The following is a 24,302-nucleotide window of genomic DNA, read 5'->3' on the forward strand; positions in this document are numbered from 1 at the left end:
ACAACATCAAGAAAGGAAGGTCAATGAAGCACGCTCTCTCCATCCTGGCCGCAACCGCCTCGGCCGCCATGCTGTTGTCCACGCCCGCCGCGGCGCGCGATACCAAGTACATGCTGCCGTTCCAGGAAGTACTGGATATGCCGGAAGCCCAGGAAAAGCTCGACGGCTCGGTCAAGTTCTTCCTGGCCGGGCAGAAGAAGCCCAAGGTCCTGGAGACCAAGGAGAGCGATGTGTCCAACCGCAAGACCAACAGCTTCGGCAAGAGCGATGAAGAGGCCTGCCGCTGGGCCGCGCTGTCCGCGCTGATCGCGTTCCAGGACAAGGCCAAGACGCTCGGCGCCAATGCCGTGGTCGACGTGGTGAGCTACTACAAGAAGGACTCGGTCGCTAGCCCGACCGAGTACGAATGCCACGCCGGCGCCGTGGTGGCCGGTGTGGCGCTCAAGGGCACGTACGCCAAGGTGGCGGGCAAGTAAGGCCGAGCGCCACACGACGCCATGCCGGCCGCCCCGATTCACGTTCGCGTTGCGTCGGTAGCTGGCCTGGCGGGACAGGTCCCGCCCGCCAGGCAATGGCTGGGCGCGGACGAAGCGCGGCGCCTGGACGCCCTGCAGGCCGGCCAGCGCGCCGCCCAGTTCGTGGCCGGGCGCTGGATTGCGCGCCAATTGCTGGCGCAAGCTTACGGCGGCGGCTGGCAGGACTGGACGCTGAGCGCCGCGCCGGACGGCCCGCCGCGGGCCATCGGGCCTGTGTCCGCTTTTCTCTCCCTCTCCCATTCCGGCGACCACGTTGCCTGTGCCGTCGGGCTGGAACCGCTCGGGTTGGACATCGAGCGCGTGCTGCCGCGCAAGGGGCTGGACGCGCTGGTGCTTGCGGTCAGCAGCGAAGCCGAGCGCGCCGCCTTGCCGGCATTGCGCCCGGGCGGCGATCCGACGGCGCAACGCGAGGCCTTCTTCCAGCTCTGGACCTTGAAGGAAGCCTGGCTCAAGCGCGGCGGCGGGGGCCTGTTCCAGACCATGCTCGGGCAGGCGGTGGCGGTGGCGGTGTCGCCGGCGGCCAGCCCGGCCACCGCCAATGCTTGCAGCTGGCGCCACGGCGACGCTGTGCTGGCGATCCACGCCGTGCCTGCTATCTCGTTGTCGGATACCGTGCCTGCGGGCCTGCGCTACTGGTGCCTGGCGCCAGCGGCGGATGCGCCCTGAGCATCACGTCATCAAGGGCGCTATCCGCGCCACCACCGGTACGTTCGGCCGGTGTCGGGGTAAGCCCGGATACCCGTCATTACCCCGCGGCGGGCAACACATCTCTTGGCACGCCTTCGGTTAGACTTAGCCCTTGGATTCGTCCTCCCGCCCATGCAGCCGGCTAATCGAGATACCAGTCTTGCAAGGAGAAGTCCCCCATGCATGCAGTTCCGTTGCTAGATAGCAGTAGCAGTGCCAACGATAGCGATAGCCCTACCGAAGTTCCGCTGCGCGACCTGCGCCGCGTCACCATTCATCCCGATCACTGGTATCCCCTGGCCTGGTCGCGCGAGGTCAAGCGCGGCAAGGCGCATGGCGTGCGCTTTGCCGGAGAGCCGATCGTGCTGGTGCGCACGGCGTCCGGCGCGGTGTTCGCGCTCGAGGATCGTTGCGCGCACCGGCAGGTGCCGTTGCATGCGGGCGTGGTCGAAGGCGAATCGATCCGTTGCTGCTATCACGGCTGGACCTATGACTGCACCGGCCGCTGCATCGATGTGCCTTACCTGGGCCGCGAGCGCTTGCCCAACGGCGTGCGCTCCTACCCCTGCCGCGAGGTGGAAGGGCTGATCTTCGTGTTCCCCGGCAGCGCGGTGCTGGCCGACGAAACCCCGTTGCCCAGCCTGGGCTCGGTGGCCAACAAGGCCTACAAGACGCGGCGTTTTGGCCGCGAGGTCAAATGCCATTACTCGTTCATGCACGAGAACCTGATGGACATGAACCATCAGTTCCTGCACCGGCGGCAGATGGGGCAGATGCGCGCCAGCTCGCTGGGCCGCCGGCGCGGCGACGGATGGGTCGAGGTGGACTACACCTTCGCTCGCGAGCAAGGCAAGCAGCCGGTGGGCGAAGCGCTGGTGTTTGGCGGCGGCAACAAGGGCAGCAAGGGCGGGCAAGGCGGCAAGGACGTGATGACGGTCCGCACCCTGTATCCCTACCAGACCCTGCAGATCCGCACCTCGGATGCCACACTGGTGATGGACCTGTGGATCGTCTACGTGCCGCTCGACGCCGAGCAGCGCACCAACCGCACGTTCGGGCTGCTGTCGATCAAGAAGCCCGGCATTCCCGGCATACTGGATCTGGCCTGGCCGCTGCTGGTGTGGTTTACCGAGCGGATCTTCAAAGAGGACCGCTGGATCGTCGAGAGCGAGCAGGCGGCGCACGACGAGCAGGGCGCCGACTGGAACCAGGAGGTGTTTCCGGTCATCAACGAACTGCGCGATCTGCTGCGCGAATGCGGCATGCCGGAAGCGTCGGCCGGGAGTTGACGGCGGATAGGCGGATAGGCTGATATAGCTATTGCGAGAACCGGCTGCGCTCGTCGCGCTCGAGCGCGGAGCAGGCCGTCCTGAGGATGGCCGAGAACCGCGTCAGCGCGGGCTCGATGCGGTACGCCGGCCCGGCAATGGAAATCCCGTAGCATTCTCCCGACAGCCGCACGGGCCAGGCCAGCGCGCCAACATCGGGCAGCGACTCGCCCAGGTTGATGAAGCAGCCTTGCTCGGCGGACTTCTTCAGCTCGGCTTCCAGCTGCGCCGCGTTGGCTACCGTGCGTGGCGTGAAGCGCTCGAAGCTGAGCTGAGCGATCAGCGCGCTGCGCTCGTCCTCGGGCATGACGGACAGCAAGGCCTTGCCGATCGAGTTTGCATGGAGCTCACGCCGCTCGCCTGCGGTGGCGATATAGCGGATCGCGTGCGGGGATTCGAGCACGTCCAGGTACACCACCCACCGGCCTTCATGCAGCTTGCCGATCACCACGGTCTCGCCGGTGGCGGCACGCAGCTCGTTCATGGTGCCGTGCACCCGGTCCAGCACCGGGTCGTGCCGCGCGATCTGCTGCGCCATGGCCAGCAGGCGGCCTGTGGGGTAATAGCCTTGGCGGCGGCCGGTCTCGTACAGGTAACCCAGCGAGGTCAGGGTCCGGATCAGCGCCAGGCAGCTCGATGCCGGCACCGCCAGCAACCGGGCCAGCTCCGATAGCGACAGCGCGCGCCGCTCGCGCGCGAAGGTTTCGATGATCTCGAGCACGCGCAACGCCGTCTTCACGTTCATCGGCGGCGCTTTGTTGTCGTTGGCGGTCATGAGTGGGGCAGGCCGGGATTGGCCGGAAGAGAAGCACTCATCATAGTCGATCGTCCCATGGCCCCCGTGGCCGACCGTGCAGCCCACCATCAGGCCGTTGCCCACGGCGGCAATGCGGTAGGTGGTAAACAGCTTGATCAGCCACAGTCCAGCGTCCGGGGGGCAGGCGGGAAGCCAAGGTGCGGTTTACCTTTCCGAGGGCGGGTCAAGTCAGGAGGGATGCGTTAGGAAAAATGCGTTTGGACAGATGCCGCAAAGGCTGCAGCGTCTCTGCATCCCTGATGCGCGAGATTGCAGAATTTGCCGGGGCTGCCAGGAAATTTCTGTTTTGTGCGTAAAAAGTCACTCAGAATCCATTGCCGAGGCGGTTGAGGCGTCGCGGGCTGGCTGAAACAGTTGACTAGTTTTTTCATAGGGATAAAATAACTTTCACAAACATGAAAAAAGCCGGGCATCACAGCTGCCCTCATGGGGTCGCGGCGAAGCCGGCATGGAGACTGCAATGACCCCCTCGTCGTCCTCACCGATCTACTTTGTCCGTGCCGAAGACGTGCCCGGCTACCACCCGGCCAATCATGTCGGCACGCTGAACCGCCGCATCATCGGCCGCGACAACGTCGGCGCCACCCAGCTAGAAGTCATCCACGGCACCATCGAGCGCGGCAAAGGTGCCTTGCCTCACGCGCATCCCGGCATCGAGCAGGTCTGCTATGTGCTGGAGGGCAGGGCGCGCGCCGAGGTGAACGGGCAATCGCGCGAGCTTGGTCCCGGCGATTGCTGCTTCTTCCCGGCCGAGGCCATGCATGTGTTCACGGTGATCAGCGACGAGCCCGTGAAGCTGCTGGTGATCTACGCCCCGCCTTACGAGGAATCCCCGGAGCGCGTGATCCGTCCCGCCTGAGGAACGCTGCCGAGCGCCGCCATTCCGCCTGGGTGCCCGCACCCGATACGACGTTTGTTGTTCAAGCCTGGTAGGAGATTCCGATGACACTGTCTTCCCGACGCCGTTTGCTCGCTTGCGCCGCTATCTGGAGCGTCGTGCCCGCATTGGCGTGGAGCAGCACCTATCCCGCCAAGCCGATCCGCATGGTGGTGCCTTTCGCGCCGGGCGGCGCCTCCGACGTGGTGGCGCGGCTGGTGTCGCAGAGGCTGGCGGAGGCCTTGAAGCAGCCGGTGGTGGTGGAGAACCGCCCCGGCGCCAATGGCATCATCGGTACCGATATGGTCGCGCGTGCCGCCCCCGATGGCTATACGCTGCTGCTCAACACCGCTGGCGCGCAGACGCTCAGCCCCGTGCTGTACAAGGCAGGTTACGAGCCGCTGAAGAGCTTTGCGCCCATCAGCCTGATCAGCAGCATCGGCTTTGTGATGGTGGTCCACCCCTCGGTGCCGGCCAAGACCGTGCAGGAGTTCGTCGGGCTGGCCCGCGCCAAGAGCCGTCCGCTGAGCCTGTCGGCCGGCAGCAGCATGATCGAGTTGATCGGGGAGACATTCAAATCCACCGCCGGCACGCCGGACGTAGTCAGTGTGTCGTACCGGGGCACCGGCCCGCAGATGCAGGCCGTGGTGGCGGGTGAGGTCGACATGACCATCGATCCCTTCAATTCGATGGCGATGATCCGGGCCGGCAGGCTGCGCCCGCTGGCCGTGCTGTCGCCCAAGCGCTCGCCGGCGCTGCCCGATGTGCCGACCATGCAGGAGGCGGGGATCCAGGGCATGAACTTCAATTCCTGGGCCGGGCTGCTGGCACCGGCAGGCACGCCCAAGGAAATCGTCACCCGGCTGAACCAGGAAATCGTGCGGATCGTCGCGATGCCGGATATCAAGGAGCGCCTTGCCGCCATCGACTATGAGGCCGTGGGCRGCACGCCCGAGCAGTTCGCCGCCATCATTGCCGACGACGCCGCGCGCTGGGCCAAGCTGGTCAAGGACACGAACTACAAAGAGAAGACCGCGCGGTGAGGCGGCGTGGTGCCCGAGGGCATCGCAAAAACAAAGCTAACAAAGCTAATCCACGACAACGAGATAGCTAGCCAAAAAAACAGGAGACAACACTATGCCAAGCCTCACCACGCTGCTGCGCGCGGCGCTGCCATTGCTGAGCCTCGCCACGGCGCCGTTCGCGGCGGCGGCCGACGCTTATCCCAGCAAGCCGATCCGCATGGTGGTGCCGTTCGCCGCCGGCAGCGGCACCGACGCGGTGGCCCGCATCACCGCCAAGGAGCTCGGCGATGCGCTCAAGACCAATGTGGTGGTGGACAACCGCCCCGGGGCAAACGGCGCGATTGCCGCCGAGATCGTCGCGCAGGCCGCGCCGGACGGCTACACGCTGTTCATGACCACCAACACGACCCATTCGGCCAACCCTTCGCTGATGAAGAAGCTGCCGTACGACCCGATCCGCGACTTCACGCCGGTGGCGCGCATGGGCAACCTGCCGTTCATGCTGGTGGTCAACCCGAAGCTGCCGGTCAAGACCGTGGCGGAGCTGATCGCCTATGCGCGCACGCATCCGGGCATGTCTTACGCCAGCGGCAACAGCACCGGCATCGTGTCGGGCGCCACGCTCGGGCGCATGGCCGGGCTGGACTTGCTGCACGTGCCATACAAGAGCACGCCGCCGGCCATGACCGATGTGATCGCGGGACAGGTGCCGATGATGTTTGTCGACGTTGCGGCCGGCATTGCCAACGTGAAGGCGGGCAAGCTGCACGCGCTGGCGGTGACCACCGCGCAGCGCAGCCGGCTGCTGCCGGAACTGCCGCCGCTGGCCGACACGCCTGAGCTGAAAGGCTTCGACATTACGTCCTGGAATGGCGTGTTCGCGCCGGCGAAGGCGCCCGCGGAGGTGGTCGAGCGGCTCAACCGCGAGCTGTCGCGCATCGCCGCCAGCAAGGACGTCGCGCCGCGCTTCGAGGCGCTGGGCTTTGAGGCATTCGGGCAATCGCCCAAGCAGTTCTCCGGCTTTGTGGCCGGCGAGCTGGTCAAGTGGACCAAGCTGGTCAAGGACGCTGGCATCCAGCCGGAATGAGGTAGGCATGAACTTTGAAAGAACCCCCGAGCAGCGCGCCATCGTCGAAGCGGTGACGCAACTATGCAGCGACTTCGGCGCCGACTACTGGTCGGGGCTGGACGACGAAGGCAAGTTTCCCCATGCCTTCCACCAGGCCATGGCGCAGGCGGGCTGGCTCGGCATCGCGATGCCGGAAGCGTACGGCGGCGCCGGCCTGGGCATTACCGAGGCGGCGCTGATCATGCAGACGGTGTCGGCGTCCGGCGCGGGTTTCTCCGGCGCGTCGGCCATCCATATGAATGTGTTTGGCCTCAACCCGGTGGTGGTGTTCGGCAACGATCGCCAGAAGGAGGCGGCGCTGGCGCCGCTGATCGCCGGGACCGAGAAGGCCTGTTTTGCTGTGACGGAGCCCGACGCGGGGCTGGATACCACCCATCTCAAGACCCAGGCTGTGTTGTCGGCGGATGGGGCGAGCTATCGCGTGGACGGCCGCAAGATCTGGATCTCCACCGCGCAGGTGGCCGACCGCATGCTGCTGCTGGCCCGCACCACGCCGCTGGACAAGGTGGCCAAGCCGACGCAGGGCCTGAGCCTGTTCTACACGGCGCTGGACCGCAAGCGCATCGAGGTGCGCGAGATCCACAAGATGGGGCGCGCCGCGGTGGACTCGAACATGCTCTTTATCGACGGGCTGACGGTGCCGGTGGCCGACCGCATCGGGGAAGAAGGGCGCGGCTTCGAATACATCCTGCACGGCCTCAACCCCGAGCGCATCCTGATTGCCGCCGAAGCCGTCGGCCTTGGCCGCGTGGCACTGGAAGCGGCAACGCGCTATGCGAAGGAGCGCACCGTGTTCGGGCGTCCGATTGGCCAGAACCAGGGCATCCAGCATCCGCTGGCGCAAGCGTGGATGGCGCTGGAGGCCGCCGACATGATGGTGTGGAAAGCGGCCTGGCTGTATGACAACGGCAAGCCCTGCGGGGCCGAAGCCAATACCGCCAAGTACCTCGCGGCGGAGGCCGCGCACCAGGCCTGCCAGACCGCGGTCCTGACGTTGGGCGGCATGGGCTATGCGCGTGAGTACCAGGTGGAGCGTTACCTGCGCGAGTCGTATATCCCGCGCATTGCCCCGGTCAGCGCGCAGCTCATCATGTGCCATATCGCCGAGCGCGTGCTGGGTTTGCCGAAGTCGTATTGAGCTCGCTCTTGATGCATTGCCCGCCAATCCGTGCGGCGGCGCTGTCATTCTTTCAGCGATGAAAATAATAAAAAACGCGCCACATCTTCATGCGGCGCGCTTTTTTAATCTGAGGAATTGACTACTGCTTACTTGCCGAGTTCGTGACCGATGATGCCGCCTGCCACCGCGCCGCCGATGGTGCCCGCGGTGCTGCCGTGCGACAGTTCATGGCCTGCCACACCGCCAGCCACGGCGCCGGTAGCGGTACAACCGTTCAATCCGAACAGAAGCGCTGCGCTCGCGATGAGCGCGCTTGCCAGTCTCAACATAGTGGTCTCCTACGTGAATGATGCTGCACGGCGCTAACAGGCGCGCCTGCCATGCTGACAAGATAGCTGGGCGCGCCGTCCGGCCCAGCCAGACGGCCTCTGATATGGATGTAGGAATTGGATGACGCTGCGATTGCGGCGTCAGGAAGGGGGGCAACCGGGAAATGGGCGACAGAACAGCCGGCGGTGCGGGTAGCGCACGTGCCCGGCAGCCGCCGGTCAGCGCAGGATCAACGCAGGCGCTTGATCAGCGAGGAGGTATCGGCACGGCCGCAGCCGTCTTGCTGGAGGTCCGCGTAGAACTGGTCCACCACGGCGGTGACCGGCAGGCTGGCGCCGTTGCGGCGCGCCTCGTCCAGGCACAGGCCCAGATCCTTGCGCATCCAGTCCACCGCGAAGCCGAAATCGAACTTGCCTTCGATCATGGTGGGGCCGCGGTTTTCCAGCTGCCAGGAGCCAGCGGCGCCCTTGCTGATTACGTCCAGCACTACCTTCATGTCCAGCCCCGCGCGCTCGCCAAAGGCAATGGCTTCGGACAGGCCCTGCAGCAGGCCGGCGATGCAGATCTGGTTGACCATCTTGGCCAGCTGGCCCGCGCCGGAGCCACCAATGCGGGTGACGGCGCGCCCATAGGCGCCCAGCACTGCCTCGATCCGACCGAACACGGCCTCGTCGGCGCCGCACATGATGGTCAGGATGCCCTTTTGCGCGCCGACTTCGCCGCCCGAGACGGGCGCGTCGACAAAGTGCAGGCCCCGCTCACTAGCCGCGGCATACAACTCGCGCGCCACATTGGCGCTGGCGGTGGTGTGGTCCACGAACACGCAGCCTGCCGGTGCGTTGCTGTAGGCGCCGTCCTTGCCAGTGAGGACCGAGCGCAGGTCATCGTCGTTGCCCACGCAGGAGCACACCACTTCGGCGTCTTGCGCGGCCAGCGCCGGGGTGGCGGCCGACTTGCCGCCGAACGCGGCGACCCACTGCTCGGCCTTGGCAGCCGTGCGGTTGTAGACGGTGACCTGATGGCCCTTGGCGGCGAGATGGCCCGCCATGTGATAGCCCATGACACCCAGGCCGATAAATGCAACGCGCATGACTTGAATACTCCGAAGCCCGCGTTGGCGGCGGGCGAGTGTATGGGCAGGTGGGCAGCCCACCGAAGCCGGGAATGCTGCCATTCTTGCACTGCAACGTCAACAAGCGTTGCCGCGCGAAATTGTTGTGCGCACGCGCATGTCGGGGGCAGCGAGGCGGTCAACAAGCGTCAGCGCACGCTGCGTTCGCTGACCGCTGCGCCTGCCCGGCCCACCGCCCGCCTGCCCGGCACGGCTGCCAGCAAGGCCTGGGTGTAGGGATGGCGGGGGGCGCCGAACAGCGTGGCGGTATCCGCTTCTTCCACCACGCGCCCGTCCTTCATGACCGCCACCCGGTCGCAGACCTGGGCCGCCACGCGCAAATCGTGCGTGATCAGGATCAGCGACAAGCCGGTGCGCGCGCGCAGGTCGTCAAGCAGCGCCAGCACCTGTGCCTGCACGGAGACATCCAGCGCGGATACCGGCTCGTCCGCCACCAGCACGTCGGGCGACAGGGCCAGCGCACGGGCCAGGCCGATGCGCTGGCGCTGGCCGCCGGAGAACTCGTGCGGATAACGGTCGAGCGCGCTGGGATCCAGCCCTACCAGTTCGAACAGCTCGGCGGCGCGAAGGCGAGCCCGCAGCGGATGTTCCCCATGGATCAGCGGGCCCTGCGCGACCAGCTCGCCCACGCGGCGGCGTGGGTTGAGCGAACCAAACGGGTCCTGGAACACCATCTGGATGCGCCGGGCGCGCTGTCGGCGCTGCCCAGCACCGGCTGCCAGCAAATCGGCGCCATCGAGCCGCAAGCTGCCGCGATCCGGGTCGAGCAGGCCCACGAGGCAACGCGCAAGCGTGCTCTTGCCGGAGCCGCTCTCGCCCACGATGCCGAGCGCGCCGCCGCGCGGCAGCGCGAGCGATACCTGGTCGAGCGCCTGCACCTGGCGCCGTCCCCGGCCGAGCCAGCCGCCGCCGCGGTAGGTTTTGCCGATGCCGTCGATGGCGAGCAGCGTGCCACCCGTTTGCACGCGCGGTGGCGGCGGCTCCAGCGCGGGCACGGCGGCCAGAAGCGCTTGGGTGTAGGGGTGCTGTGGCCGCGCCAGGATCTCGGCGGCTGGCCCGGTCTCCACCACCTTGCCTCGGCGCATGACCGCGATGCGGTCGGCAATCTCCGCCACCACGCCGAAGTCGTGCGTGATGAACAGCACCGCCGTGCCCTTGCGTTGCTGCAATTCGCGGATCAGCCGCAGGATCTGGGCCTGGGTGGTGACGTCGAGCGCGGTGGTGGGTTCATCGGCAATCAGCAAGCTGGGCTCGAGCGCCAGCGCCATGGCAATCATGGCGCGCTGGCGCTGCCCGCCGGACAGCGCATGCGGATAGGCGTCAGCGGCGGCAAGCGGCTGCGGGATCTGCACGTCTTCCAGCAGGTTCTGTACTTTGCGTGCGATTTCCGCCTTGGGTAACCGGGTGTGGGTGCGGAACACCTCGCCGATCTGGTCGCCGATGGTGCGCAGCGGATTGAGCGCCGTCATCGGCTCCTGGAAGATCATGCCGATGCGGGCGCCACGTATGCGCCGCAGATCCGCCTCGGACAGCGCCGTCAGCTCGCGGCCTTCAAACAGGATGCGCCCGGCGCTGCGGCGCACGCCATCGGGCAGCAGCCCAAGCACGGCGCCGGCGGTCATGGATTTGCCGGAGCCGCTTTCGCCAACCACGCACAGGATTTCACCTGGCGCCAGCGCCAGGCAGACGCCGTCCAGCGCGAGCGGGCGGTCGGCACCAGCGGGCAAGGCGACGCTGAGCGCGTCGATGCTGAGAAGGAAGGGCAAGGGGCCGCTCATGCGCGTTTCAGCCTGGGGTTGAGTGCGTCGTTCAGGCCTTGTCCCACCAGCGACACAGCCAGCACGGTGAGCAGGATGGCGATGCCGGGAATGGCCGAGACATACCACTGCGAACGCAGCACGCTGCGCCCGCCGCCGATCAGGTTGCCCCAGGAGGCCACGTTCGGGTCTGACAGGTTGAGAAAGGCCAGCGCGCTTTCCAGCAGGATGGCCAGCGCCATCACTACGCTGGCGTACACCACCACCGGCGGCAGCGCGTTAGGCAGGATCTCGCGAAAGATGATCTGCAGGTCGCGCATGCCCAGCGCGCGGCAGGAGTGGACGAAGTCGCGGTTGCGCAGGGTCAGGAACTCGGCGCGCGTCAGCCGCGCGGTGGCGGGCCAGGACACCACGCCGATGGCCAGCGTCACATTGGTGATGCCGGAGCCGAACACTGACACCAGCACCAGCAGTAGCAAGAAGCTGGGCAGCGTCTGAAAGCCTTCGGTCAGCCGCATCAGCAGGTTGTCGGCCCAGCCGCCGTAGTATCCCGCGAACGCGCCGATCAGGATGCCGATGGACACGGCAATCAGCGTGGCCACGAAGCCGATCAGCAGCGAGACGCGCGCGCCGTGAAAGATCTGGGCGGCGATGTCGCGCCCGGTCTGGTCAGTGCCTAGCCAGAAATGCGGATCCTCCAGCGGCCACTGCAACGGACGGCCGGCAAGGGAAAGGGGATCGGCGGGAAACACGGCCGAGGCGCACGCGGCCATGGCAATGACCGCCAGCAACACCAGCAGGCCAAAGGCTGCGGCCGGGTTGCGCAGGTAACGTCGGAGCAGCTTCATGCCTTGCGTTCGTGAAGGATGCGGGGGTCGAGCAGCGCATACAGCATGTCGACGATGAAATTGATGGCGATCACCAGCAGCGCGCTGATGAAGACGATGCCCAGCAGGGTGTTCAGGTCGCGCTGGACCACCGAGTCATAGGCCAGCCGGCCCAGCCCCGGCAACGCGAACACGCTTTCGATCACCACCGAGCCCCCCAGCATGGTGCCGAACTGCAGCCCGGCCAGCGTGAGCAGCGGCAGCAGCGCGTTGCGCAGCACATGGCGCACCAGCACGGCGTACTCGGACAGGCCCTTGGCGCGCGCGCTGCGTACGAAATCCAGCGTCAGCACCTCCAGCATCGACGCGCGCATGATGCGCAGGTAGATGGCCAGGTAGATCAGCGCCAGGGTCACGGTGGGCAGCACCAGGTGCCAGGCGATGTCGGCCAGGCGTGCCAGGCCCGTGTAGCCCGCAGCGACGTCCTGGTAGCCACCGGGCGGCAGCCACCCCAGGTGGATGGCGAACACCACGATGCCCATCAGGCCGAACCAGAACGATGGCGTGGCGTAGAACACCAGCCCAAGCATGGATGCCAGCGTATCCGGCCAGCGGTCGGCCCGGTGCGCCGCGGCTACGCCCAGCGCAATGCCGCACACGGCGGCCAGCACCTGCGCGCAGCCCATCAGCAGCAGTGTGACGGGCAGGCGCTCCAGGATGACGGCGGCCACCGGCTTGCCGTAGATGGCGGAGTAGCCCAGGTCCAGATGCACCAGACGCCACAGGTAGCGGCCAAGCTGCACCGTGGTGGAGGCGTCAAGCCCGTAGAACTGCCGCAGCTGGCCGATGACGGCGGCATCCGCGCCGCCCATTTCGGCGACCAGGGCATCGACGGTGTCTCCCGGGGCGAATTGCAGCAGCAGGAACAGGCCGCACAGGATCAGCAGCAGCGAGGGCAGGCTGGCTGCCAGCCTGCGCAGGGCGAGTGACAAGATGCGCATGGCCGGCTCAGGCCGACAGCCAGGTGTCGTACCAACTGCTGGACGGCCAGCGCGGCGTGTTGTGGTCGTTGTGCACGCGCTTGCTGGTGATCGAGTAGAACTCGCGCTCCGTCACCATCCAGACCGGCAGCTCGTCATTGACCTCCTTGACCCACTCGGCATAGAGCGCCTTGCGCTTGGCCGGGTTGATCTCCGAGCCGGCGTCGTCGATCAGCTTGTCGACCTTGGCGGACTGCCAACCGTACTGGTTGGTCCAGGGCGCGCCCTTGGGGCTGCCTGAGCGGTACCAGACGGTGGTCGAGACCGCGGGGTCGCCGCGGTACTGGTGCCAGCCGGTGGCAAGGTCGAAATTCCAGTCGCGGTACACGGTCGACAACGCGCCGGCGATGTCGAGTTGCTGCACGGTGACCTTGATGCCCACCTGCGCCAGCGACTGCTGTACGTAGGTGGCGAACAGTGGCACGTCTTCGCCGTTCTGGATCGGCACCAGCTTGAGCGTGAAGCGGTTGCCGTCGGCGCCGCGCTTGAAGCCGGCTTCGTCGAGCAGGGCTTCGGCGCGCTTGCGGTCGAACGGATAGGGCTGCTTGCCGCCCGGATAGAACGACGAGGTCGAGGGAATCGGGCCGGTGGCCGGCTTGGCGGTGCCGTACAGGAAGTTCTTGATGAAGAAGTCGACATCGATGGCATGCGCGATGGCGCGGCGCACGCGCACGTCCGACAGCTCCTTGCGGCGCACGTTGAACTCCAGCGTGTTGTTGTAGGAATTGGCTTCCAGTCCCTTGGTGGACACCTTGAAGCGCCCATCCTTCTTGAATCGCTCAAGATCCGCCAGGCCGACATGCGAATAGGTGGTTAGCTGCGCCTCGCCGGTTTCGAGCGCGGCAGCCGCGGCGGACTTGTCGGTGATGATGCGCCACACCACGCGGTCAAGGTACGGCGCGGTCTTGCGCCAATATGCGGCATTGCGCTCGGCGATCACGAACTGGCCCCGTTCGTACTGGGTGAAGCGGAACGGCCCCGTGCCGACCGGCGCGGTATTGGCGGGGTTCTCCAGCACGCTGGTGCCTTCGAACTTGTGGCGCGGCACCACGTAGCCAAGGTCGCACAGCGCGCGCAGCAGCAGCTCGATGGGCATCGGGCGCGAATAGCGGAATACCGCGGTCTGTGCGTTAGGGGTATCGACAGCATCGAGGTACAGGTGCAGCGCGGTGCCGTAGTTCAGGTGCTTCTTCCACAGCTCCATCGCGTTGTACTGCACGTCGGCCGAGGTGAAGGGCTTGCCGTCGTGCCAGGTCACGCCCTCGCGCAGCTTGAAGGTGATGGTCTTGCCGTCCGGTGAGCTACTCCAGCTGGTGGCCAGCACGGGAGCGGGCTTGCCGCTGGCGTCCAGGTCCACCAGCGACTCGATGATCTTGCTGGACACCACGTAGACGCCGGTGGACGCGCGCAGCGCGGGGTTGAGGATGCGCTGCTCGCCGCCCAGCAGGACCGTCAGCACGCCGCCCTTGCGCGGCGTGTCGGCAGCCTGTGCCAGCAGCGTGCCCGGGAGGGAGGCGCCAGCGGCAAGGGCACCGGATTGAATCAGGAAGTCGCGTCGCGTCAGGGGCATGGCAGGGGTTCCACAATAACCGAAGGAATGCAGGAAGCAGGGAGCACGAAGGCTGGACAGCCAGCGAGTGTAGGGGGCGCCGCTGCGCGAGGGAAACGCGCTTTTCGTCTAAGCAAAGACGTTGGCTGCGCGGCGCGCTGCGCACCCGGCGGGCGCGCGCGGCGCGCATATGCAAAGACGAAACGCGCAGTTGGGGATCGCGCCGTGCTCGCGTACGCTCGCCAACTGCTCGTTTATTCCAACGGAACCCCTCTCATGCCAAACCTGATCCCGCTGCTCGACCACGTGGTCGTCAATGTCCATGAAGGCCTGGACGGCGCCGCCAGCCGCTATCGCCGCCTGGGTTTCCAGCTGACGCCGCGCGGCCATCATTCGCTCGGGTCTAGCAACCACCTCGCGATCTTCGATACGGACTACCTGGAGCTGCTCGGCTTTGAAGCCGGCAAGGCGGCGACCGGCCGCGCGGACCTGCTGGCCGAGCCGGCTGGCCTGACCGGACTCGTCTTCAAGAGCGCCGACTCCACCGGCCTGCACCGCGAGATCCTGGCGCGCGGGCTGGAAGTGGAAGGGCCGCCGCGTGAGTTCACGCGCCCGGTCGAGCTGCCCGGCGCCACCGGCGAAGCGCGCTTTCGCACGGTGCGGCTGGCCGCGCACCTGGTGCCAAACGGACGCCTCTACTTCTGCCACCACTTCACGCCGGAACTGGTCTGGCGCGGGCACTGGCAGGCCCATCCCAACGGCGTGACCGGCGTGGCGCAATACGTGATCGCGGCCGCAGACCCGGCGCGCACCATCGGCCTGCTGTCGCGCTTGTTCGGCGCCGAGCACGTGGGCAAGGGTGCGCACGGCGAGCTGCTGCGCGCCGGCGGTGCGTCGGTGGTGGTGCTGACGCCGGAGGCGGCGGCGCGGCGCTTTGGCGCGAGCGTGCCGCCGCTGATTGATGGCCGCGACCGCATGGTGGCGCTGGTGCTGCGCACCACAGCGCTGGCAACGGCGCGCGCCGCGCTGGCGGCAGGCGAGATCCGCGGCGTCGAGGAGATTGACGGCCTGCTGGTGGTGCCACCTGCCGAGGCGGCGGGCGTCACCCTTGCCTTTACGGAATAAGCGCGGACGGTTTAACGATGGATTTCACGGATTTCTACGCGCCCAGCCGTGGCGCGACGCCACGGTACGGCATGGCGTCGCCATCACCCAGCAGGCGGTGGACGGGCTGGCCGCCTGTTAGGTCCGGCGCGACCGGCTATTCGAACGATACCTGGCCGGAACCCGTCCGGCTGACGGCGCGCTGGTGCGGCTTGCCGGCAACGATGATGTCGCCGGATCCCGTCAGCGCCACGCTGGCCGTATCCGACGCGTAGCCGAGGATGCGGCCCGAGCCGCTGACCTGCGCGTCCAGCCTCTGCGCGCGCAAGGCGCTGGCATCGACCTCGCCGGAGCCGGAGATCGCGGCGCGCACGCTGCCCACGGTGCCCTCGGCAACGATCGAGCCGGAGCCGGACAGGCGCAGGTCGATGGATGCCTCGTGCAGGCCGGACGCACGCAGGGTGCCGGCGCCGGGAATGCTGACCGCCTGGAGCGAGGGCCCGGTAATGGCCACCCGGAGCGGCGCCGCGAGCACGACTGGTGCGCTCAGGCCAATCGTCAGCCTGCCGTTGTCCAGGCTGGTGAGCACCAGCGGCGGGATGTCCGCGGGGCCGGTGATGGAAACGGAGTACGCGCGCGCAACCGAGAACACCACATCGGCCGGGGCATTGAGCTGCACGCCGGAGAACGCGCCAACCATGCGCTGCTCGGTCTTCTCGGGGCCGCCTCCCTTGGTGGCGTCATGGGAAGTCACCACCTGGCCATTGACAATGACGACGCTGCTCCCGGACGTGCCCGAGGCGGAAATGCCGCTCTGGTTGATAACCACGGTGCTTGACTGAGCCAGCGCCATGCCGGCAAGGCAGGTGGATGCCAGGCAGGCAGCGCAAAGCAGGTTGATATGGGTCATGGCGATCCTTCGGGCTGGCGGGGCTCCTGGTGGAACGTATACTTGTCCTTGCCGGTCCTCTTTGAATCATAGAGCGCTTCATCGGCTTTGATGAGCGCCTTGGTGAGCGTGTCGCCGCTGACCATGTGGGTGACGCCAATGCTGATGGTCACGGGGGGCTCCGATGGCGCATCCCGGATGCTGCGGCACAGCATGCCGATGCGGATTTCCGCCTCGGCGCGCGTCATCCCTTTGAGATAAATGCCGAACTCCTCTCCGCCCAGGCGCGCATACTGGCAGTCCCCCATCTCCAGCTTGATCCCCGCGGCCACGTGCTTGAACACTGCGTCGCCAATGTCGTGGCCGTAGCGGTCATTGACCTTCTTGAAGTCGTCGATGTCCACCATCGCCAGGTAGTGGTCTTGCTCCGCGGTGGCGCGCGGCACCAGGCTGCCCACGTTGAGCATGAAGGCCCGGCGGTTGGGAATCTCAGTCAGCGCGTCCACATAAGCCTGCTGCAGCAAGGTCTTGGCCATGACGAAGTTCTGCAGCTTCGCGCGCCGCAGCGTGATGAATGTGTACACCGTGATGCCCGTGAAATAGAGCGCGTAGCAGACGACCAGGATGCCCTTGAGTTCCAGCAGGTCTTGCGGCGCCATCATGGGAAAGAGGAGGACCCAGGCCAGCGCGATGACGCCGAAAAACGCCCTGGGGCTCAGCGGCGGGCAGGGCAGTGCAATGAATCCAGCGGCAATCATACAAGGACTAGAAGCGTGCGGGCGCCGGGCGCAAGCGGTTTCACACGGGCGTTTGGACGCCCTGGCCGGGCACTGCGCGCAGCGCTTTTTTGCCGTCGCCGCGCTTGGTGGTGCGACGCTCACACGCTTGCATGGCGGGGTTCCCTGTGTCGGGTCCCGATGCCTATGCTAGAGGTAGCGGTGTATCGCTTCGGCTGACGTGGCGGTCGGCGCTGTAGTCGGGTGTCCCGTGCAAAACAGCACGATGCCCGGCGCTCGCCAGTGCCGGAACATACGATCCGGCGCGGGCGGTTCGTACGATTTGCGCTGGCAGTCGAGTAGGAGGAAACATGAGAACGCTGGGCTTGCTGTTCGCCACCACGTTGGCGATGGCGTCGCCGCTGCACGCAGTCGCAGCGGGTTGTCAATATGACATGCAGTGCAAAGGTGAGCGGATCTGCCAGAATGGCCGGTGCATGTCTCCGGATGACGACGACCAGAGCGTCGACCAGCCCGCCAAGCCGCCAGTCTCCCGTATTGCTCCCGCGCCAACGCCCGCCAGTCAGATGCCTGCGTCCTCCTCCCGCATGGCGAAGAGCGCGCCGCCAGCAACGCCCGTCCCGGGCGAGCCGCGCTTTTGCTGCACGGTAGCGGGCAGGCTCAAGCCATATAACAACGCCGCCTTCGACTCCGACACCATTGTCGGCGACGCCTGCCAGGGCATGACCAACTCGGGCAAGCCTGTGCCCGGCACTGCCTGCCAATGACCTGGCCAAGCGCGCTGTGCAAGCGCTGATTCAGACGCATCGGATCAGCGCTTTCTTGCTACGCGCGTAGGACGACGCGGCCGGGGAGTCCCACTTCAGGCCGGTTGCCATTGACACTTCGCCACACCAGTTCGCGCCACCCGCTCAAGGCGGGCACCGCGGTTGCTGCTGGCGGATGTGACCGGCAAGGGCCACCTGAGCCGGGTTTATTCGGCTGGCTTGGCCGGCGCCACGGCTGGCTCCACAATCGGCTCCGCGACCGGCTCCACGACCGGCTCCACGACGTCGGCTGGTGCCGCCAGCAGCGCGGTCTTGCGCGGCGCGGCTTCGGCGTTTGCTTCCGGCAGCGGCTTGCCGCCCGGCAGGTAGGCCGCAACCCAGCCTGTCATCGCCGCGCCCATGGCGGGCAGCCCGTTGCCGTACTCCGGCAGGAAATCCCGGCCCATCAGGCACCATTGAAACGGGTCCTGGCCGCCGATCGTGGCGAAATGGCGTTGGACGTTGTCGGAAAAATCCGCGTTCGCGCCAAACACGATCTCGATCAGGCTGTGGGTGTAGGCGGCAATGTGCTGCGCCATCACGTCGGCCAGCTCGGGCCGGAACGTGGTGAAGCTGAACGGTTGCGCGGCCGCCTCGCGCAAGTAGTCGGTACCTTCGGCAATGAGCGTCTTTGCCGTTTGCAGGTTCAGCGCACCGATCTTCTGCGCCACCTGCGCCCAGGGGCTTGCCAGGCCAAAATCGATAACGGGGTAAGGCAGAGGCGCCTCGACGTGTTCAGCGTGAGAGAGGGTAGCCATAGCGTCTCCGATAGTTCATGACGAGGCAACGCGTCCGAAGGGATTTCGTCGGTGGCAATCGTCACTTGCTGCGCCGCAGCATTGCGCTAGTCATCATAGGCGCAATCGTCAGGGTGTCAAGGCGCGCGACGACAGGCGCCCACCCCGTCACATCAGGGCGGGGCGGGCAACCTGCAATCCGGGATCCGGGATCCCAGGGGCGGCGGGGCGGCTTACTCGGGCTTGACGCCCGCTTCCCGGATCACCGCGGTCCACTTCGCCAGCTCGGATTTGATGCGGGCCTGGGTCTGCGCCGGCGTGGTCCAGGTGGCGATGGCGCCTTGCTTGAGCAGGGAGGCTTTCACGTCGGGCTCGGCCAGGATCTTCTTGAGCTCGGCGTTGAGCCGGTCCACCACCGGCGCCGGGGTGCCGGCCGGGGCCACGATGCCGAACATGGAGTTGACCTCGAAGTCCTTCAGGCCCGCTTCATTGGCGGTTGGCACGTCGGGCAGCGCCGCCACGCGCTCGCTGGTGGTAACGGCCAGCGCGCGGATCTTGCCGCCCTTTACGTAGGACTGCGCTGCCGGCACGGTCTCGACCATGCTGAGCACTTGCCCGCCGATCAGGTCGGTCATGGCGGGGCCGCTGCCTTTGTAAGGCACGTGCAGCATGTCCACGCCGGCCATGCGCTTGAACATCTCGCCTGCCAGATGCTGGGGCGAGCCATTGCCGGCGGAGGCAAAGGTGATCGCGCCAGGGGTGGCCTTTGCCAGCGCGATCAACTGCGGCAGGCTGTTGGCCTTGACGCTGGGATTGACCACGAACACAAGCGGCACGGTACCCACGATGGCCACCGGCGCAAAGCTCTTCTCGATGTCGTAGGAGACGCGGTTCTTGTACAGCGCCGCGTTGATCGCGTGGCTGGTCAGCGCACCCATCAGCAGGGTATAGCCGTCGGCGGGCGACTTGGCGACCAGCTCCGCGCCGATATTGCCGGCGGCGCCGGCCCGGTTGTCGACCACGACCTGCTGGCCCAACGCGGTGGACAGGTGCTGCGCCAGGGTGCGGCCGATGACGTCGGTGGCGCCACCCGGCGGGTAGGGCACAACCAGGCGGATCGGCTTGGTCGGATAGTCGGCGGCAGCGGCCAGGCCGGGGAAGGCGGCCGTGGCTGCCAGCATGGCGCCGGCGAGCGCGGAGAGGATCAGATGGCGCCTGGGTGCGGAAACGCGCGTCCGCGCGTGGCGTCGAATGCCGGTCATAGGGGAATCTCCTGCGCCGGGTTGGTATGGATGGGAAGGCACAGCAAGGCTGTGCAGCGCGGGACGCCCGGCTCGTCGCTACGGCAGAGTGTAGGGGGCGTCTCTTGATTGAAGAATCAGAAGTTTTCTATCGACTGATCTGAATTTTCAATTAAAGGGGCAGGGCTGAATTTTCCATTGCGGCGCAGCGGCAAGGCCAGATATGATGCCTGCCTCGATTATCAATAATATTATTGGAGATGCACATGGCCGGCACCCACGATTCCCCCAAGGACCCTTCCGCCTCGGCACAAGCCGGCCAAGACCCCTTCGAACCGGCGCAGGATGCCGAGAGCGGCCTGGGCAAGGGCCTGACCAACTATGGCGACAAAGGCTTCTCGCTGTTCCTGCGCAAGGCCTTTATCAAGGGCGCGGGCTATACCGACGACGCGCTGTCGCGGCCGGTGATCGGCATCGTCAACACCAACAGCAGCTACAACCCTTGCCACGGCAACGCGCCGCAACTGGTGGAAGCCGTCAAGCGCGGCGTCATGCTGGCGGGCGGCCTGCCGGTGGACTTTCCCACCATCTCCGTGCATGAGAGCTTCTCGGCGCCCACCAGCATGTACCTGCGCAACCTCATGTCGATGGACACCGAGGAAATGATCCGCGCGCAGCCCATGGACGCCGTGGTGCTGATCGGAGGCTGCGACAAGACCGTGCCCGCGCAGCTGATGGGCGCAGCCTCGGCCGGGGTGCCGGCGATCCAGCTGGTCACCGGCGCCATGCTGACTGGCTCGCATCGCGGGGAGCGCGTGGGTGCCTGCACCGATTGCCGCCGCTACTGGGGCCGCTACCGCGCCGAGGAGATCGATGCGCCCGAGATTGCCGACGTGAACAACCAGCTGGTAGCCAGCGTGGGCACCTGCTCGGTGATGGGCACGGCCAGCACCATGGCCTGCCTGACCGAAGCGCTCGGCATGATGGTGGCCGGTGGCGCATCGGCCCCTGCGGTTACCGCCGACCGCGTGCGGGTGGCCGAGCGCACCGGCACCACTGCCGTGGCCATGGCCCGCTCCGGCCTGACGCCGGACCGCATCCTCACCGGCCGCGCGATCGAGAATGCCATCCGTGTGCTGCTGGCCATCGGCGGCTCCACCAACGGCATCGTGCACCTGACCGCCATCGCCGGGCGCCTGGGCATCGACATCGACCTGGCCGGGCTGGACCGCATGAGCCGCGAGACCCCCGTGCTGGTGGACCTGAAGCCCTCCGGCCAGCATTACATGGAGGACTTCCACGCGGCCGGCGGGATGCCCGCGCTGCTGCGCGAGCTGCGCCCGCTGCTGCACCTGGACACGCTGACGGTTTCAGGCCGCACGCTGGGCGAGGAGCTCGACGCTGCGCCCGCGCCGTTCGCGCAGGATGTGATTCGCCCGTTCGACGCGCCGATCTATCCGGTGGGTGGCCTGGCCGTGCTGCGCGGCAACCTGGCTCCGGGCGGCGCCATCATCAAGCAATCCGCCGCCGATCCTGTGCTGATGGAGCATGAAGGACGCGCCGTGGTGTTCGAAGATGCCGAAGACATGGCGCTGTGCATCGACGACGACGCGCTGGATGTGAAAGCCGACGACATCCTCGTGCTCAAGCGCATCGGTCCGACCGGCGCGCCCGGCATGCCCGAGGCCGGCTATATGCCGATTCCCAGGAAGCTGGCGCGTGCCGGCGTGAAGGATATGGTGCGCATCTCGGATGGCCGCATGAGCGGGACCGCGGCCGGCACCATCGTGCTGCACGTGACGCCGGAAGCCGCCATCGGTGGCCCGCTGGCGCACGTGCGCAACGGCGACCGCATCCGCCTGTCGGTGGCGCGGCGCGAAATTTCCCTGCTGATCGACGACGCGGAGCTGGCCCGCCGCGCGGCCGAGCACGAAGTGGTGCGGCCTGCCGCCGAGCGCGGCTATCGCAAGTTGTTCCTGGCCACGGTGACGCAGGCCGACCAGGGCGTGGACTTCGATTTTCTGCGCGCCGCGCGGACCAGCGAAACCGTGCCGCGCAAGTCCTGAGCGTCCTGTCATGGATCGGCCAACCCGTGCAGGAACGCGCGCACAAGCGGCGCATAGCATGCAGGACGATGCCCCCGGCGGCGCCCAAGCCATGCTGGCCGCCGCCGCGGTCCTTGAGGAAGACATCGTCTTTGGCTTGCTGAGTCCGCGCGAGCGGCTGGTCGAAGACGACCTGATGGCGCGCTTCAACCTGAAGCGCCATGTGGTGCGCCAGTTGCTCGCCACGCTCGAAGGCATGGGCGTGGTCGAGCGCAAGCGCAACGTCGGCGCGGTGGTGCGCGCCTTTCCGGCACGCGAGGTGATGGAGCTGTACGCACTGCGCGAAGTGCTGGAAACGCACGCCGCCAGCCTGATCGCGCTGCCGGTGCCCGCCGCGCGGCTACAGGCGCTGGTGGCCGTGCAGCAGGAGCACGATGTTGCGGTGGCCGCAGGCGATGCGCGCGCGGTGTTCCGCATCAACCAGCGCTTTCACCGGGAGTTGTTCGCCCTGGTCGACAATGCGGTGCTGCGCCAGGCCATCGAGGAATACGCGCGCCGCGCCCATCCGATCCGCTTTGGGTCGCTGGCTGCAGCGGGCTATCGCGAGCGTGCCAGGCAGGAACACTGGGCCATGATCGAGGCCTTGCGCGAGGGCCGGCGCGAGGATCTTGTCGCACTATGCCGTAGCCATCTGCTGCCCTCGCGTGACGCTTACCTCGCGGCAGAGCGGGAGCGTGCCGGAGGACCTGCTTAGTACATTACATTATTTGTCTCCCGGGCATGGTTAATGGAAATATTGGGAAAATCAATACGCCAGTCGAGGGGAAACTTGAAATCCCTTTCCCAATCCTTAACCGCGCGGGCTGGCATTTGCGCGTTGCGGCAGGAATATTAGCCAGTGGACCGTGCTAAAATCGGTCCCCCTCTGAAGATTCTGAAGATCGTCGGCCTGCAAAAGAGATGTCAGCGCAACCGTGTAAGCCGCTTCCGGGGCGCTCGCCCAAAATAGGGCTAGGTGGTCTGATCCTGCTCCTGGCCTTGGGATCGGTCCTGCTGACCATGGCCAATGCGCTGTACTCCAGTTACCGCGTGCAGCGTGACCTGCTGATCCGGAATACGCTGGAAGCCAACCGTGTCTATGCGGCCAAGCTGGCACAGTCCACGGGAGCCCATCTTGAAAGCACCATGCAGCAACTGGCATACAGCGCCAGTTTGCTGGCTGCGGCCATGGATGATCCGACTCGTGTGGACGAGGAGGCCGAGCGCTTGCGCTTGCAGACCAGGAGCCTGAACTCGGTGGCCATCGTCCGCCGGGACGGCATGGTGCTATCCGTGTCGCCAGCGGCCTTGCACCGGGCCGGACAGAGCGTGAAGACCGATTGGGGGCGCGCGCTCCTGACCACCCGCACCCCGGCGATCAGCGAGCCCTTTAAGACCTCCGGCGGGCGGCTGATTATCTTTATTTCCCATCCCATCATTAATGCGGAGGGGCGGCTGCTTGGTTATGTCGGGGGCACGATTTACCTGAATGCCAAGAACCTGCTGCATGAGATTCTCGATAACCATTATTATCGGGACAGCTCTTATGTCTATGTGGTGGACCGTAAAGGCACCGTGATTTTTCATCCGGACGACTCCCATGTTGGCAAGTCGATCTTCAAGAATTCAGTTGTGCTGGCGGTAACCAGCGGCGCAGCGGGCGCGCAGCAGATAATGAACCAGTACGGTGTCGAGATGCTTGCAGGCTATGCGCCGGTCGCGTCCACCGGGTGGGGCATCGTGGCGCAGAGATCCACGCAAGCCACGCTGGCCGATCTGAATGACCTGGTGCTGGTGACGTTCGGCAACAGCATTCCCTTCCTGCTCCTGTCGCTGGTCTTTATCTGGTGGTTTTCCCGCTGGATCTCGCGGCCGCTGGGGCAGTTGGCCGATGACGCCCGGATGGGGACCACGCCCGACGGGATGGAGCGGATCGAGCGGATCCAGGCCAGGTATGTCGAAGCCGATCGTCTCAAGAAAGCGCTGCTGCGGGGCATGAGCCTGACCAGCAGCAAGCTGGACCGGCTTAACCATGAATCCATCACCGACGCACTGACGGGTTTGCGTAATCGCCGCGGGCTGGGCAACGCGCTTAGCCTGTACGAGCTTGGCGGGCAGTCCTTTGCCGTCATCACGCTCGATGTGGACCACTTCAAGTCGATCAATGACCGCTACGGGCACGATGTCGGCGACGAGGTGCTGGTGCATATCGCTAGCCTGATGCGGGCCGGTTCCCGGGGCGGCGACATGACATGCCGCAACGGCGGGGAGGAGTTCGTTATCTTGCTGCCGGGCACGACCGTGGACAACGCGTTCCTGATTGCGGAGCGTTTGCGCGAGGCTGTGCAAAAGACGCCGAACCCCACCGGTGGGGTCGTGACGGTTTCACTTGGCATCGCGCATTTTCCTTCGTCGGCGGAGGAGGTTGGCGAGGTGCTGAAAAAGTCGGATATCGCGCTCTATCAGGCCAAGCGCAACGGACGCAACAACACGGTCCGGTACCAGCCGGAGCCGGCCGTCCAGGCGGATACACCCTGATCGCGCTGGTAG

General features: G+C 66.4%; 23 protein-coding genes. 12 read left to right on the forward strand and 11 right to left on the reverse strand.

What is annotated here, in order from left to right; all coding sequences use genetic code 11:
- Positions 1-23 precede the first annotated feature (23 nt).
- The 3 genes from AB4061_RS22405 to AB4061_RS22415 all read left to right on the forward strand — a co-directional run bounded on the left by AB4061_RS22405 (position 24) and on the right by AB4061_RS22415 (position 2,512).
- Positions 24-476, forward strand: coding sequence for an excinuclease ATPase subunit (locus AB4061_RS22405; RefSeq protein WP_253929842.1), 453 nt, complete (start codon positions 24-26; stop codon positions 474-476).
- Between the two features lie 21 nt (positions 477-497).
- Positions 498-1,202 (forward strand): 4'-phosphopantetheinyl transferase family protein, encoded by a 705-nt coding sequence (locus AB4061_RS22410; RefSeq protein ID WP_441637633.1) that lies wholly within the window; start codon positions 498-500, stop codon positions 1,200-1,202.
- A gap of 200 nt (positions 1,203-1,402) precedes the next feature.
- A complete protein-coding gene (locus tag AB4061_RS22415) occupies positions 1,403-2,512 on the forward strand; it encodes a Rieske 2Fe-2S domain-containing protein (protein WP_441637635.1) in 1,110 nt (369 codons plus the stop codon).
- Between the two features lie 28 nt (positions 2,513-2,540).
- On the opposite strand, the gene AB4061_RS22420 is transcribed toward AB4061_RS22415, so the two are convergent.
- Positions 2,541-3,296: an IclR family transcriptional regulator gene (locus tag AB4061_RS22420; RefSeq protein WP_043358260.1), complete on the reverse strand. Its 756-nt coding sequence runs from the start codon at positions 3,294-3,296 to the stop codon at positions 2,541-2,543.
- Between the two features lie 532 nt (positions 3,297-3,828).
- Here AB4061_RS22420 and AB4061_RS22425 point away from each other — a divergent pair.
- The 4 genes from AB4061_RS22425 (at position 3,829) to AB4061_RS22440 (ending at position 7,537) form a co-directional block, all read left to right on the forward strand.
- Positions 3,829-4,227: a cupin domain-containing protein gene (locus AB4061_RS22425; protein ID WP_441637637.1), complete on the forward strand. Its 399-nt coding sequence runs from the start codon at positions 3,829-3,831 to the stop codon at positions 4,225-4,227.
- A gap of 83 nt (positions 4,228-4,310) precedes the next feature.
- Entirely contained in the window at positions 4,311-5,288 is a 978-nt protein-coding gene (locus AB4061_RS22430) for a Bug family tripartite tricarboxylate transporter substrate binding protein (protein WP_441637639.1), read from the forward strand.
- Positions 5,289-5,382: 94 nt separating this feature from the next.
- A complete protein-coding gene (locus tag AB4061_RS22435) occupies positions 5,383-6,357 on the forward strand; it encodes a Bug family tripartite tricarboxylate transporter substrate binding protein (RefSeq protein WP_441637641.1) in 975 nt (324 codons plus the stop codon).
- Positions 6,358-6,364: 7 nt separating this feature from the next.
- Positions 6,365-7,537: an acyl-CoA dehydrogenase family protein gene (locus tag AB4061_RS22440; RefSeq protein ID WP_441637643.1), complete on the forward strand. Its 1,173-nt coding sequence runs from the start codon at positions 6,365-6,367 to the stop codon at positions 7,535-7,537.
- 128 nt (positions 7,538-7,665) lie between these two features.
- Here AB4061_RS22440 and AB4061_RS22445 read toward each other — a convergent pair whose 3' ends face one another.
- The 6 genes from AB4061_RS22445 to AB4061_RS22470 form a co-directional block, all read right to left on the reverse strand.
- Positions 7,666-7,848 carry a glycine zipper 2TM domain-containing protein gene (locus AB4061_RS22445; protein ID WP_441637645.1) on the reverse strand — a complete coding sequence of 61 codons (183 nt, stop codon included), beginning with the start codon at positions 7,846-7,848 and terminating at the stop codon, positions 7,666-7,668.
- A 230-nt stretch (positions 7,849-8,078) separates the two neighbouring features.
- Positions 8,079-9,023 (reverse strand): NAD(P)-dependent oxidoreductase, encoded by a 945-nt coding sequence (locus AB4061_RS22450; protein WP_441637647.1) that lies wholly within the window; start codon positions 9,021-9,023, stop codon positions 8,079-8,081.
- Positions 9,024-9,109: 86 nt separating this feature from the next.
- A complete protein-coding gene (locus AB4061_RS22455; protein ID WP_441637649.1) occupies positions 9,110-10,759 on the reverse strand; it encodes an ABC transporter ATP-binding protein in 1,650 nt (549 codons plus the stop codon).
- Positions 10,756-11,586: an ABC transporter permease gene (locus AB4061_RS22460; protein WP_441637651.1), complete on the reverse strand. Its 831-nt coding sequence runs from the start codon at positions 11,584-11,586 to the stop codon at positions 10,756-10,758. The genes AB4061_RS22455 and AB4061_RS22460 overlap by 4 nt, the downstream gene beginning before the upstream one ends.
- On the reverse strand, positions 11,583-12,566 hold the full coding sequence (locus tag AB4061_RS22465) for an ABC transporter permease (protein WP_441637653.1): 984 nt from the start codon (positions 12,564-12,566) through the stop codon (positions 11,583-11,585). Before AB4061_RS22465 ends, AB4061_RS22460 begins: the two co-directional genes overlap by 4 nt.
- Positions 12,567-12,573: 7 nt before the next feature.
- Positions 12,574-14,175: an ABC transporter substrate-binding protein gene (locus AB4061_RS22470; RefSeq protein WP_441637655.1), complete on the reverse strand. Its 1,602-nt coding sequence runs from the start codon at positions 14,173-14,175 to the stop codon at positions 12,574-12,576.
- A 255-nt stretch (positions 14,176-14,430) separates the two neighbouring features.
- On the opposite strand from AB4061_RS22470, the gene AB4061_RS22475 reads away from it, so the two are divergent.
- Positions 14,431-15,279, forward strand: coding sequence for a VOC family protein (locus AB4061_RS22475; RefSeq protein WP_441637657.1), 849 nt, complete (start codon positions 14,431-14,433; stop codon positions 15,277-15,279).
- Positions 15,280-15,415: 136 nt separating this feature from the next.
- Here AB4061_RS22475 and AB4061_RS22480 read toward each other — a convergent pair whose 3' ends face one another.
- Both AB4061_RS22480 and AB4061_RS22485 read right to left on the reverse strand, forming a co-directional pair.
- A complete protein-coding gene (locus tag AB4061_RS22480) occupies positions 15,416-16,168 on the reverse strand; it encodes a GIN domain-containing protein (RefSeq protein WP_441637659.1) in 753 nt (250 codons plus the stop codon).
- Positions 16,165-16,905: a GGDEF domain-containing protein gene (locus tag AB4061_RS22485; RefSeq protein WP_441637661.1), complete on the reverse strand. Its 741-nt coding sequence runs from the start codon at positions 16,903-16,905 to the stop codon at positions 16,165-16,167. Before AB4061_RS22485 ends, AB4061_RS22480 begins: the two co-directional genes overlap by 4 nt.
- A 329-nt stretch (positions 16,906-17,234) precedes the next feature.
- Here AB4061_RS22485 and AB4061_RS22490 point away from each other — a divergent pair, with 329 nt between their 5' ends.
- On the forward strand, positions 17,235-17,651 hold the full coding sequence (locus tag AB4061_RS22490; RefSeq protein ID WP_441637663.1) for a hypothetical protein: 417 nt from the start codon (positions 17,235-17,237) through the stop codon (positions 17,649-17,651).
- A 206-nt stretch (positions 17,652-17,857) separates the two neighbouring features.
- Here the strand turns inward: AB4061_RS22490 and AB4061_RS22495 are convergent, their stop codons facing one another.
- Both AB4061_RS22495 and AB4061_RS22500 read right to left on the reverse strand, forming a co-directional pair.
- Positions 17,858-18,448 (reverse strand): hypothetical protein, encoded by a 591-nt coding sequence (locus AB4061_RS22495; RefSeq protein WP_441637665.1) that lies wholly within the window; start codon positions 18,446-18,448, stop codon positions 17,858-17,860.
- Positions 18,449-18,660: 212 nt separating this feature from the next.
- Positions 18,661-19,689 carry a tripartite tricarboxylate transporter substrate binding protein gene (locus AB4061_RS22500; RefSeq protein WP_441637667.1) on the reverse strand — a complete coding sequence of 343 codons (1,029 nt, stop codon included), beginning with the start codon at positions 19,687-19,689 and terminating at the stop codon, positions 18,661-18,663.
- A 245-nt stretch (positions 19,690-19,934) separates the two neighbouring features.
- Here AB4061_RS22500 and AB4061_RS22505 point away from each other — a divergent pair, with 245 nt between their 5' ends.
- The 3 genes from AB4061_RS22505 to AB4061_RS22515 all read left to right on the forward strand — a co-directional run bounded on the left by AB4061_RS22505 (position 19,935) and on the right by AB4061_RS22515 (position 24,290).
- On the forward strand, positions 19,935-21,734 hold the full coding sequence (locus AB4061_RS22505; RefSeq protein WP_441637668.1) for an IlvD/Edd family dehydratase: 1,800 nt from the start codon (positions 19,935-19,937) through the stop codon (positions 21,732-21,734).
- A gap of 58 nt (positions 21,735-21,792) precedes the next feature.
- The gene (locus AB4061_RS22510) at positions 21,793-22,467 is read left to right on the forward strand and encodes a GntR family transcriptional regulator (RefSeq protein WP_441637670.1); all 675 of its coding nucleotides are present in this window, start codon (positions 21,793-21,795) and stop codon (positions 22,465-22,467) included.
- Between the two features lie 251 nt (positions 22,468-22,718).
- Positions 22,719-24,290 carry a sensor domain-containing diguanylate cyclase gene (locus AB4061_RS22515; protein ID WP_441637782.1) on the forward strand — a complete coding sequence of 524 codons (1,572 nt, stop codon included), beginning with the start codon at positions 22,719-22,721 and terminating at the stop codon, positions 24,288-24,290.
- Positions 24,291-24,302: the final 12 nt, after the last annotated feature.

It is taken from the genome of Cupriavidus sp. YAF13 (assembly GCF_052113425.1).
Classification (GTDB): domain Bacteria; phylum Pseudomonadota; class Gammaproteobacteria; order Burkholderiales; family Burkholderiaceae; genus Cupriavidus.